The sequence below is a fragment of the Pedococcus sp. P2_E4 genome (assembly GCF_056403935.1).
Genome location: NZ_JBFUEO010000062.1, coordinates 1 through 11,738, shown reverse-complemented (window position 1 = coordinate 11,738; position 11,738 = coordinate 1). Strand labels below are relative to the sequence as shown.

The window sequence follows — 11,738 nt, the reverse complement described above, 5'->3', positions numbered from 1 at the left end:
GCCACGCCGTGGCGCACAGGTCGCCAAACTGCGGTCCTGAAAGATGACGACGCGGCAGGCAATCCGCGGGACCCTCAGGTAATGGCTGCATCGCAGCCCACCCACAGTCCAGGAGGTCCAGGATGTTTCCACGAAGCTCGACGTCCTGCGGTCCCGGCACTGACCGCCCGGATCGAGGCCAACTCGTGAGACCGGGACGGGACACCATCAGAGGGACCACGGAGGAGCTCTCGTCGCTGGCGGTCGAGCCGATCCTGACGTGGGCCAACGGCATCACGGCCCTGCGTGCCGTCGTGGGGATCGCGCTCGCCCTCGCAGCCCTGGCCACCCAGAGCCTGCCCCTGCTGGGCGCCGCGTACGCGGTGTACTGGGTGCTCGACATCGCCGACGGCGAGGCTGCGCGCCGGCTCGACCAGGAGACGCGGATCGGTGCCGTCTTCGACATCGTGGTCGACCGCGCGAGCAGCCTGCTGTGCGCCGCCTGCTTCGTCCTGCTGTTCCCCGCGCTGGCTGTGCCGATCACGATCTACCTGGTCGAGTTCGCGATCCTCGACACGATGCTGTCGCTGGGCTTCCTGGCGTTCGCAGTCAAGGGCCCCAACGACATGCACCTCGTGGACCGGAGCCTCTGGCTGTGGAACTGGTCCCGGCCAGCCAAGGCCCTCAACACGGCATCGGTGGTGGTGCTGTGCCTCGCCGGACAGGTGGTCCTCGCGTCGGTCGTGGCCCTCGTCATCCTCGGGATCAAGGTGCGGTCCTGCGTGCGACTGCGCATGCTCCTCCAGCGGGGCGTGGCGACTGCGCCGTGATGGAGGTCGACCCCGCCGTCGCGAGCTTGCTCCTGGGTTTGGTTGCCGCCGGGCTCGTCTCCGGGCTGCTCCCGTTCGTCAACGCGGAGGCCATCCTCACCGTCGCCGTCCTCGGGCAGAATCATCTGTGGCTGGCCATCGCGATCAGCATCACCCTGGGCCAGGTGATCGCCAAGGTGGCGATCTTCGTCGGCTCCAGGGAAGGCACCGCCCGGGCCAGGCGACGGCAGCCTCGACCTGTCCGCCGAGTCAGGGCGCGAGCGCTGTCACGCGTCACCGGCGCGCGCCTCGCGCAGTTGCTGGCGACGCTGGAGCGACCGCTGGCGGGGTCCGCCCTCGTGGCCGTGAGCGCAGTCGTCGGAGTGCCACCCCTCGCCGCCACCAGTGTCCTCGCCGGCGCTGCGCGGATGCGGCTCTCGCTGTTCTGCTCGACCTGCCTGGTCGGCCGGCTGATCCGCTTCGGGCTCGTCGCCTATCCGCTCTCGCAGCTGGCGCAGTCCTGAGGCCGTGGAGCGGGTGGTGGCTGCGATGCCCGTATCTGGTCTGGAGGGGCTTACTGACTGCTTGTGCCTGGACTGTCGGGAGGTCCACATGGCGATGGAAAAGCCTTGACGGCGAAGTGGCGGTTGGCAGCGCGGGGCGCGCTCGTCGCCGGACTTCTGGTGGCAGGCTCCATCGCGGTTGACGCGTTGGTGCTCGTGGACCGCATTCCTGTGGTACCTCTGGCCGCGCCCGGCTCCGGGTCCGGAGTCACCTACCTGCTGTTGGCTTCTGACTCACGACAGCGACTCGACCGCCCTGACCGACTTCGGTATGCCGATCGGGCCCAGACGACCGGGGAAAGAGCAGATCTCGTCCTCGTCCTGCGCCACCCGCTTGATGGCCCGCCAAGGCTCTTGTCGATCCCCCGGGACCTGTACGTGGCTGATGGGTCGGGCAGCCCTCACCGCCTCGGGCTGAGGCTTGACGATGGAGTGCAGGCCATGGCGGACAGCATGTGCCGCGAGCTGGGCATCGGCGTCGATCACGTCGTGGTGGTGGACTTTCGTGGCCTGATCGACGCCGTCGACACCATCGGTGGAGTGCGCGTTTCCACGGCGACCCCTGTGCGTGACCAGCGCGCCGGGCTGTCGCTACCAGCCAGCGGTGATCATCGCCTGGATGGCGCAGGGGCGCTGGCGTGGGTGCGCTCCCGTCACGCGGAGGTGTGGGAACGGGGAGAGTGGAAGGCTGACACCACAGCCGATCCGAGCCGGGCCACCCATGCACTGCAGGTCCTGGAACAGATCGCGACGACGACCGACGACCCGCTCACGCTCCAGCGCGCGGTGTGGTCTGCAGGCCCACACGTGCGGCGCAGTGGCGACCTTGGTCTTTGGGGCATGGTCGACCTCGCCCGTGACCTCCGGGCGGTGGTGAAGGCCGACCGGGTCGATTCAGCCCCAGCGCGTGCGACCGGTACCGAAGTGCCGTTCGCATTTCCCACGGAGGCAACGGTTCGCGCATTGGCGCCCTACACGACACCCCACTGCGCTCAGCGCTGAACGCGGTGCGCCGAGCCGCCTCGACGTGACGCAGGGGCTGGCCGCCCCCTGATGGCGACCGACATCGCAAGGCCGGCCACCAAGAGAAGTGCCGCCATCCCAGTCACGTGGGAGACGTCGGAGCCGGTGTTGGCCAGTTCCTGTGCCGGGCCCGGGAGAGTCCCCGGTGGACGTGGGGAGGCTGGGGCCGTGATGACGAACCGAGCTTCGCCGAGCCCCTCGCGCACGGGCTGCTCCGCCTCGGGATCGCCGCACAACACCTGGGCGCGAGCTGGTCCCACCTCAGGGTCGGAGAAGTCCAGGGTGGGATCGGCGCTGATGGGCAACCTGGCGACCACGTCCCCGTTCGGGCTGGGGGTCAGGGTCGCTTGCCTGAAGATGAACCCATCGCCCGGGAGGAAAGAACCCTCGAAATCGCTTTGCAGGTAGACAACCGCCATCTGAGTGCCTCGCTCACAGGTGGCCGACACGGTGAGGGTGCCGCCCAGGGCGACGGCGTGCGGCGACACGGAGACCTCCACCTCGTAGTCGGCCGTGTCGGGACCGAAGAGGAACACCTCCACCTCGGCCGTTCCAAGGGGCGCCTGCTCGCTGTATGCGAAGCACGCCACCGAGACCCTGCCGGTGCCGGTGAGGGCTTTGGAGATGTCGAGCACCGTCGCGAAGCCGAGGTCGTCAGAGACGTCGGTCGCGGTCCGTGTCACGTCCACATCGTCGCTGGCGACGGCCACCATGGCAGTGCGGCTTCCTTGTGGACAGGTGCCCGCCACGCGGAGCGGTTCCTGCGTGGAGAACTTGCCGGGTTGAGGCGACGTGATCGTGGCCCCTTCGGCCAGCGCTGGCGGGGCAAGCACGAGCGCGCCCGCAGAGGCAACCGCAATGGCGAGGAAGCTGCGCAGCCGGTGAGCGAACATCTGGACACCTTCGAGGTCGGTTTGCCAGCACGCATGCACCGCAACCAGCCACCGATCCAGCACACCCGATGCACCACGGTCCCAGCCGGCACACGTCCTGACAAGGGTGACGTCGGCGCAAGGGCTGGGGGACCAGGAGGCCGCCGGGACGGCGCCTGGCCCAGATGGTTACCCCTGAGTGCTGCCCGACGGCCCCTCGAGGAAAGCGGTGCGATGGTTGGGGCTGCTACGAGACGGGATGGCGGCGCAGTGCCACGGCGGCGACGTCGTCGTCGTGGGTCACGTCCCCGGCGGCCTTGACCGTCTCGCGCAACCCCTCGTCGAGGTCCTCGCCGGCCAGGTTGCCGAGGGCCGCCGCAAGCCTGGCGCGTCCCGTGTCGATGTCCTCGGTGCGCCTCTCGATCAGGCCATCGGTGAACATCAAGACCGTGTCACCGGGGAGGAACGACATCCGGTGGCGCTGGCGCCGGCCGCCGTCCACCACCGACAGCGGTCCGCCGTCGGCGCAGGGGAACTCCACGACCGACCCGTCAGCGCGGAGCATCATGGGCGCCGGGTGCCCGGCGTTGGCCACCAGCAGCTCGTTGCGCGCAGGATCGGCCAGCAGGTAGGCCAGCGTGACGAACTGGTCGTCGCCGTACTCGGCCAGCATCCCGTCGAGCTTGGCGAGCACCACGTCGGGTCGCGGGTCCGCCGCGATGTAGGCACGAACCGACGCCCGCATCTGCGCCATCGAGGCCGCGGCGTCGACGCCCCGACCCATCACGTCCCCTACGAACAGGGCGACCCGCCCACCCGACAGCGCGATCACGTCATAGAAGTCGCCACCGACCTCGGTGCGGCCCGACGGGGAGTAGCAGGCGGCCACGTCGCACCCTTCGACCGTGGGCAGGAAGGCAGGGAGGACGGCGTGCTGCAGCCGCACCGCGACCGCCAGCGTCTCGCTGTGCAGCTCGGCGTTGTCGATCGAGACGGCTGCCCGCCGGGCCAGGTCCTCGCCGAACTGGAGGTCGCCCTGCGTGTAGCGGCGCCGCGACTCTGCGCTCACCCAGGTGATCACGCCCAGCGTTCGCCCGCGCGCGACGAGGGGGACGGTCACGGCGCTGTGGAGGGCGAGCTCCCGAGCGATCCGCAGGTGCTCGTCGTCGCGGGCAGCCATGACGAGCATCTCGTCGGTGATCTCAGGGATCAGCTCGCTCTTGCCCGTCCTGATCACGTGCCACGCCCCGTTGCGGGACTCCGGGTCGCTGGGGTAGCGCTCGGCGAGCTCGTGGGCGTACTCGATCTTCGCCGGGTCGACGTGCGCCACGGCCAGTCGGCGCAGGCGGTTGTCCTTGACGAGGTCGATCGCGCACCAGTCGGCGAACGTCGGCACGGCCAACCTCGCGACCCTCGCCAAGGTGGCCTCGTAGTCGAGGCTGCTGGCGAGCTCGGCCGACGCCTCGGCGAGGAACGTCAGCTTGGCCTGGCGCTCCGCAGCCTCCTCCTCCGCGCGGATGCGCAGGAGCGCCTGGGCGCAGCTGTCGGCGAGGATGTCGAGGAAGTCCAGCTCCGCCGCCGCGAACTCACGGCGACCGGGGAAGGACAGTCCGATCGCACCCAGGGTGCCGCTCGCGGTGTTGAGCGGCAGGACCAGCAGGGAGCGTTCGCCACGGTCGATCCGCGGGGTGTCCGGGTAGGCCGCGAGGATCTCGTCGCGTCCCGAGATCATCAGCCGTTGCCCGGAGCGGATCACGTCCGCGGACGGTGTCGACATCGACACCGGGAAGGTCGCGAACATCTCGGTGTCACCCTCGAGCCCGCCCCGCAGGCCCATGAGCTTGACATCGGTGTCGACCCGCAGGCTCAACGAGGCCATCGTCGCCCCCACGGCCACCGAGCTGTGCTCGACGACGATCCTCGTCACGACCTCGGCGCTGTCGGCCTGGATGAGCTCGGCGGTGACCCGGGCGAGCCCGGTGAGGCGTTCGTCCAGGCGCGTCTCGTCGCTGGACTGCGCAGTCATGGCGACATGATGGCAGCGGAGGCTCCCTCAGGCGGGCAGATCGGCCGAACGCGTGCGCCTTCGGCACAGCGCCGTCAGCAGCGGACCGTCACCTCGTTGCTCACCGGTCGGTAGGCTCCGCCGACGACGGCCTCGAGCACGACCGAGTACTGCCCAGACCGGAAGTAGCGGTACCGCGTCTCACCCTCGGCGGCCCGGCTCAGGACCTGGAAGCCGTCACCGTCGCGGAAGACCCAGGCGAGGTTCCGGTATGCCGCCCCGGCCGACGGCTCCGACCGGATCACCCCACAACCGTCCTTGAACACCTCGAGCTCGAGCAGCGGGGCGGGTGCGTCCCGCGACGGAGCCGCCTCCGGCAGGCTCATCGAGCCTTCGGGCCGCGAGCCGCGGAGGTCGGCGACGCGAGTCTGCGTCACGGACTCCCGCCCGGCCCACAACCCGAGAACCAGGCCCGCGCCCAACCCGAGCACGACCCCCACCACCAGCGTCGCGGCTGCCACCGCGACCACCCAGCGTCCCCTCACGCGTCGATGGTAGGAGCCACCTCAGGGCCTCGGCGGAGGAATCGGGAACTCGCCGGCGACGGCACCTAGGCCGACCGGCGCAGGGCGGCGACGGACGGCAGGTCGTCGAGCTCGCCGAACGCCGCGGTGTCGCACACGGTGCAGCACAGGCCACCGGGCAGGTCGTCGACGACGGGCACGAGGATGCGCTCGGCCATGCACACGTCACACCACTCCTGGACCGCGTGGAGCAGCAGCACGTCTGAGGTGTTGTCCATGCCACCGAGGGTGACAGCCCGCACCGACAACGCCCACGACCCCCTCGGCGTGGCGGACCACCGATCCCCGGCCGTTGCGGACCCCCGGGCCCACCCCCTCAGGTGAAGACGCCGTGCACGAGCACCGGAGTGGCCACGTCCGTGTTGTCGACGACCAGGTCGGCGCGCGTCCACGGGGAGCGCTCGCGGAAGTACGTCCGCTGCGCTTCGACGTAGCGCGCCATGGACGGGGCCTCGGGGTCGGGCGACGTGCCGTCGCGCGCGGACATCCGCCGGGCCGTCACCTCGAAGGGCACGTCCAGCCAGACCACGAACTCGAACGACCCCTCGAGCTCGGCGCGCTGCAGGAACAGCCCGTCGACCACGACCACCGACCCGGGTGCCGCCACCTCGAGCGGGTCGGTCAGCACCTGGTCACTGACGAGGTCGTGCCCCCGCCGCCGGAACTCGCGCGACCCACCCGGCCCGAGCGGCTCGAGCAGCTCTCCGCGCAGCCGCGGGTAGTCGTAGGAGTCGAGCCAGAACCCGACCGGGGAAGTCCGCCCACGCGCATACCGGCGCTCGCGCACCTGGTGCCAGTCGTCGGCCGACGCACGCACCACGCCACGCCCCCGGGCACGCAGCTCACCTGCGAGCTCGTCGGCGAAGAAGCTCTTGCCCGAGCCGTCGACCCCGTCGACCCCCACCCGGACGCAGTCCGTGCCGACCGGGTCGGGGATGCAGGCTGCCACCTCGGCCACGAGGGCCGCACGCGGTGGCCGCATCAGCCGGGGACCAGCCAGCGCAGCACGGTGACGAGCCCGATGACCGCACACACCACGAAGAGGACGCCCAGCCCGACCGCGATGACCAGCGCGGGGTCCAGACCACCCGAACCGTCGGAGGTGTCCAGGGGGGACCCGTGCTGCGGCGCCGAGTCGGCGGAGTCGGCCTGCTGGGCGCGACGGCGCAACGCGTCGACGCGCGGGTTGCCCTCACGCTCGCGCACGACGCGCGGCAGGCTGCGGAACATGTCCGCGAACTGGTCGTGGTGCCGCTCGCGCCAGGCGTCGACCGCGTCGTCGACGTCCTGGCCGCGGCGACCGGTGCCGAACCACGCGGCTCCGGCCGCCGGCAGGTCGCGCATGGCGAAGTTGACCTCGCCGAGCAGCTCGAGCGCCTCGGCGTCGTAGTCGCCCGCGAGGTGCGCGAGCAGTCCCTCGCGCGCCTTCCACTCGCGGCCCGCCGCGAGGTCGGCCCGGGCGCGCTGCACCGCGCTGCCCGGAACCTCCGTCTGCGCTTCCTCGCTCACCCACCCGAGTATGCCGTGCGACCGGGTCGGGGTCGCGCGTCACCCGGGCGGAAACCGTCAGTGGCGGTGCCCCTGCTTGAGGAACGTGGCGCCAGGCACCTCGGCCAGCGGCCGGGAGGCCAGCGGCCGGGAGCCCACGCGCGCCGACCCAGCGGACGCCGCAGCCTTGGCGGACGCCCCGGAGAGCGCGGGCAGACCGGGAGTGAACAGCCACGCGTCGAACAGCGCGTCGAGCTGCTGGCCCGAGATCTGCTCGGCCAGGGCGACGAACTGCGCCGTGTGCACGTTGCCTCCCCTGTTCTGGGACGCCCAGGTCCGCAGGATCTGGAAGAAGGCCGCGTCGCCGACGGTGGTCCGCAGCACCTGCAAGGTCATGGCGCCCCGGACGTAGACCGGGAAGTCGAAGAGCTGGACCGGGCCGGGGTCGCCGATCGTGAGGTCCCAGAACGGGTCGTCCGGCGGGGCGAAGTCGTGGTACCAGAAGTCGAAGATCTCCGGGACCGCGGCCTCGCCCTCGTGCTCGGCCCACAACCACTCGGCATACGTCGCGAAGCCCTCGTTGAGCCAGATGTCCTTCCACTGGCGCACGGCCAGGCTGTCGCCGTACCACTGGTGCGCCAGCTCGTGCACGACGACTCCCGGGTTGGCACCGCCGAAGAAGAAGGCCGGCGAGTAGATGGGTCGCGTCTGGTTCTCGAGGGCGAAGCCCAGCTCGGGGACGTCGTCCACGACCCCGCCGGAGGCCTTGAACGGGTAGCGGCCGAAGTTGGCCGACAGGAAGTCGAGGATCTCGCCCTCGCGGGCCAGGGACTCGTCGACCGCCACTCCGACCGGTGGCGGCAGGTTCGTCGCGTCGCCGGTCGCCCAGTCGGTGTCGTTGCCGGGACTGCCTGCCGGCGGTCCGGCCACGACCCAGCCGTCGAGCGGGGCGGCATCCGCCTCGAACGACGTCGTGCCCTCGCCGGTGGACACGACGAGGTCGTCGATGACGACCCCGGCCGTCTGGACCGTCTCGTCACTGGCATAGCTGAGCGACAGCTCGACCGACCCGTTCGCGTACGGGGCGAGGTCGACGCTCCACTGCTCGTAGCCCCTGCTGGCTCCGGTGGCCGCGTTCCACGCACCCGACGTCCCGTGCGGCAGACACGGCTCGTCGCCGTTCTCCTCCTGGTAGTGCGTGAGGAAGGGGTGGATCTGGTGCCACGACGGGCACGAGAACCCCGTGTCGGGGGAGGTGTGGCCCATCGCATCGGGCAGGGTCGTCCAGTCGTCGACCCCCGGGTGGTGGGCCTCGACGAAGAAGAAGTCCCACGGCTGCTCGGTGTCGCGCGTGGTCCAGAACGACAGGGTCGCCCCACCCGCAGGCACCGCGATGGTGCGGGTGAGCCGCTTGTACGAGAAGTCGGCCTGACCGCTGTAGAGGAACCGGCTGCCGGTGCGGGGCACGGCCAGCGGGTCGAAGAGCGCCGGGTCGACGGCGTCCCAGAGCTTGAGGTCACCGTGCCGGTAATCGCGCAGGTCGAACCTCCCGACCGTGGCGGTGGCGAGGTAGGTGGCCATCGGCTCGGGGGCGTCCCACACCCAGGTGGTCAGGCCGCGGGTCGTGCGGTGACTGACCAGGGTGCCGTTGGACACCGCAGTCAACCCGGCGGGCACGGTCATCTCGACGTGCAGCGAGGCCTTGTCGCTCGGGTGGTCGTTCGAGGGGAACCAGGTGTCGGCCACGTGCGGCTGGCCCGCGACGAGGGCGCCGTCGTCGGTGTGGATGAACCCGGACAGCCCGAACTCGTCCAGCGTCTGCGGGACACCGTCGTAGGTGACCTTCACGGTGAAGGTGACGCCCTTGACGAGCCCCGCGCGCGGTACGACCGTCAGCTCGTCGCCGGCACGGCTCCAGCGGGCCGCCCTGGTGTCGACGGTGATGGCGCGGACCGTCAGCCCCGACAGGTCCAGGTTGAGCTGGGAGAGGTTCTGGGTGGCCTTGGCCCGGATCGTCGCGACGCCGGCGAGGCGGTCGGAGTCCGGGGCGTACGAGAGGCGCAAGTCATAGGACTGCACGTCATACCCGCCGTTGCCGTCACCCGGGAAGTAGGGGTCGCCCGCGGAGGGCGACCCCGGGGTGAACTGCGGCGAACCGTTCGCCGCCCCCATCGGGGCGAGCGCCAGGGCGGTGGCGGCGAGGAGGCTGGTCGCGATCGAGGTGGGGCGCATGGGAGCCATCCCTTCGGTTGCCTGCAGGTGCGGACAGATGGAGCTTCTGGATCACGCTAGGGGTCCGATCCGTCCGGCTGCTCCCCAAAACGGCGTAGACGGGTGGGGAGTCGCCCTCACCCCCAGCTCGCCCGTTTGGTGGGGAATCCCACATTGGGGTTGCAATCGCTACTGACCAGTAGGAACATGAAGTTACCGGCCAGTACGGGTCGGTCGTGACCGGATCAAGCGGAGGTGCCCGACATGGGCCACTACAAGAGCAACCTGCGAGACCTCGAGTTCAACCTCTTCGAGGTGTTCGGCCGGCAGGACGTGCTGGGCACCGGCCCGTACGCCGAGGTCGACGTCGACACCGCCAAGGAGATGCTCAAGGAGGTCTCCCGGCTGTCCGAGAACGAACTCGCCGCATCCTTCTCCGACGCCGACCGCAACCCGCCGGTCTACGACCCCCAGACCTACTCGGTGACGATGCCCGAGTCGTTCAAGAAGAGCTACCGGGCGTACGTCGACTCCGGCTTCTGGAGCGTCGACGTGCCCGCCGAGCTCGACGGCACGGTCTCCCCGCCCAGCCTCAAGTGGGCCATGAACGAGATGGTGCTCGGCGCCAACCCGGCGATCGCGATGTTCGCGGCCTCGTACTCGTTCGCGAACCTCCTCCACATCCTCGGCAACGACGACCAGAAGAAGCTCGCCCACTGGATCGTCGAGAAGGGCTGGCACTGCACCATGGTGCTGACCGAGCCCGACGCAGGCTCCGACGTCGGCGCCGGCCGCACCAAGGCCAGCGAGAACGCCGACGGCACGTGGAACGTCACGGGCGTCAAGCGCTTCATCACCTCCGGTGAGTCGGACATGACCGACAACGTCATCCACTTCGTCCTGGCCCGCCCCGAGGGCGCCGGCGCCGGCACCAAGGGCCTGTCGCTGTTCATCGTCCCCAAGTTCCAGATCGACCTCGAGACGGGTGAGCTGGGCGAGCGCAACGGCGCCTACGTCACCAACCTCGAGCACAAGATGGGCCTGAAGGTCTCGACGACCTGCGAGATCACCTTCGGCGACAAGGAGCCGGCCGTCGGCACCCTGCTCGGCGACACCCACGACGGCATCGCGCAGATGTTCCGCGTCATCGAGCACGCCCGCATGCTGGTCGGCACCAAGGCGATCTCGACCCTGTCGACCGCCTACCTCAACGCGCTCGACTACGCCAAGGAGCGCGTCCAGGGCGCCGACCTGACGCAGCAGACCGACAAGGCGGCGCCGCGCGTCACCATCACGCACCACCCCGACGTCCGCCGCTCGCTGATGACGCAGAAGGCGTACGCCGAGGGTCTGCGCGCGCTGGTCATGTACACCGCGACCCAGCAGGACATCGTCCACCAGGCGTTCCTCGAGACCGGGTCGGAGGAGATCGCCGAGGGCAGCCCCGCCGAGACCGCCAGCCGCGTCAACGACCTGCTGCTGCCGATCGTCAAGGGCGTCGGCTCCGAGCGTGCCTGGGTGCTGCTCGGCACCGAGTCGCTGCAGACCCTCGGTGGCTCCGGCTTCCTGCAGGAGTACCCCATCGAGCAGTACATCCGGGACGCGAAGATCGACACGCTCTACGAGGGCACGACTGCCATCCAGGGCCTCGACTTCTTCTTCCGCAAGATCATCAAGGACAAGGCCCAGGCGCTGTCCCACATCGCCCTGCAGATCCAGGAGTTCGCCAAGGCCGACGACGGCACGGCGTTCCTGCGCACCGAGCGCGACCTGCTCGGCAAGGGCCTCGAGGACGTCCAGGGCATCCTCGGCTTCATGGTCGGCGAGCTGATGAAGTCCGACCCGCGCCAGGACGGCGGCGACCTCACCAACCTCTACAAGGTCGGCCAGAACACCTCGCGCCTGCTGCTGTCAGCCGGCGACCTCGTCATCGGCTGGCTGCTGCTCCGCCAGGCCGAGGTCGCGCACGCCGCGATCACTGCCGGCGCGACCGGCAAGGACGCCGACTTCTACCAGGGCAAGATCGCGGCGGCATCGTTCTTCGCGCGCACCGTCCTGCCGAAGATCGCTGCCGAGCGCCAGATCGCCGAGACCACCGACAACGCGCTGATGGACGTTCCCGAGTCCGCGTTCTGACGCGCATTTCCGTTGCCCCGCAAGGGGTATGACGAGGGCCGGCTTCCGATCGGAAGCCGGCCCTCGTC

At 70.2% G+C, this 11,738-nt stretch carries 11 protein-coding genes; 4 read left to right on the top strand and 7 right to left on the bottom strand.

Annotated elements, in window-relative coordinates:
* The first annotated feature begins 185 nt into the window (after window positions 1-185).
* The 3 genes from AC1DV7_RS17450 (at window position 186) to AC1DV7_RS17440 (ending at window position 2,353) form a co-directional block, all read left to right on the top strand.
* Window positions 186-809, top strand: coding sequence for a CDP-alcohol phosphatidyltransferase family protein (locus AC1DV7_RS17450; RefSeq protein ID WP_477598601.1), 624 nt, complete (start codon window positions 186-188; stop codon window positions 807-809).
* The gene (locus AC1DV7_RS17445; protein ID WP_477598600.1) at window positions 809-1,312 is read left to right on the top strand and encodes a hypothetical protein; all 504 of its coding nucleotides are present in this window, start codon (window positions 809-811) and stop codon (window positions 1,310-1,312) included. Before AC1DV7_RS17450 ends, AC1DV7_RS17445 begins: the two co-directional genes overlap by 1 nt.
* 63 nt (window positions 1,313-1,375) lie before the next feature.
* Window positions 1,376-2,353 carry an LCP family protein gene (locus AC1DV7_RS17440; RefSeq protein ID WP_477598599.1) on the top strand — a complete coding sequence of 326 codons (978 nt, stop codon included), beginning with the start codon at window positions 1,376-1,378 and terminating at the stop codon, window positions 2,351-2,353.
* Here AC1DV7_RS17440 and AC1DV7_RS17435 read toward each other — a convergent pair.
* The 7 genes from AC1DV7_RS17435 to AC1DV7_RS17405 all read right to left on the bottom strand — a co-directional run bounded on the left by AC1DV7_RS17435 (window position 2,344) and on the right by AC1DV7_RS17405 (window position 9,555).
* A complete protein-coding gene (locus AC1DV7_RS17435) occupies window positions 2,344-3,330 on the bottom strand; it encodes a hypothetical protein (protein WP_477598598.1) in 987 nt (328 codons plus the stop codon). The genes AC1DV7_RS17440 and AC1DV7_RS17435 overlap by 10 nt on opposite strands.
* 163 nt (window positions 3,331-3,493) lie before the next feature.
* Complete coding sequence (locus AC1DV7_RS17430; RefSeq protein WP_477598597.1) at window positions 3,494-5,272, bottom strand: GAF domain-containing SpoIIE family protein phosphatase; 1,779 nt, start codon at window positions 5,270-5,272, stop codon at window positions 3,494-3,496.
* Window positions 5,273-5,346: 74 nt separating this feature from the next.
* On the bottom strand, window positions 5,347-5,796 hold the full coding sequence (locus tag AC1DV7_RS17425; RefSeq protein ID WP_477598596.1) for a hypothetical protein: 450 nt from the start codon (window positions 5,794-5,796) through the stop codon (window positions 5,347-5,349).
* Window positions 5,797-5,861: 65 nt separating this feature from the next.
* The gene (locus AC1DV7_RS17420; RefSeq protein WP_477598595.1) at window positions 5,862-6,053 is read right to left on the bottom strand and encodes a hypothetical protein; all 192 of its coding nucleotides are present in this window, start codon (window positions 6,051-6,053) and stop codon (window positions 5,862-5,864) included.
* Window positions 6,054-6,151: 98 nt separating this feature from the next.
* Entirely contained in the window at window positions 6,152-6,817 is a 666-nt protein-coding gene (locus AC1DV7_RS17415) for a nucleoside/nucleotide kinase family protein (protein ID WP_477598594.1), read from the bottom strand.
* Entirely contained in the window at window positions 6,817-7,344 is a 528-nt protein-coding gene (locus AC1DV7_RS17410; RefSeq protein WP_477598593.1) for a hypothetical protein, read from the bottom strand. The genes AC1DV7_RS17415 and AC1DV7_RS17410 overlap by 1 nt, the downstream gene beginning before the upstream one ends.
* A 57-nt stretch (window positions 7,345-7,401) precedes the next feature.
* Entirely contained in the window at window positions 7,402-9,555 is a 2,154-nt protein-coding gene (locus tag AC1DV7_RS17405) for a M1 family metallopeptidase (protein ID WP_477598592.1), read from the bottom strand.
* 243 nt (window positions 9,556-9,798) lie between these two features.
* Here AC1DV7_RS17405 and AC1DV7_RS17400 point away from each other — a divergent pair, with 243 nt between their 5' ends.
* Window positions 9,799-11,670, top strand: a complete 1,872-nt coding sequence (locus tag AC1DV7_RS17400) for an acyl-CoA dehydrogenase (protein WP_477598591.1) — start codon at window positions 9,799-9,801, stop codon at window positions 11,668-11,670.
* Window positions 11,671-11,738 lie beyond the last annotated feature (68 nt).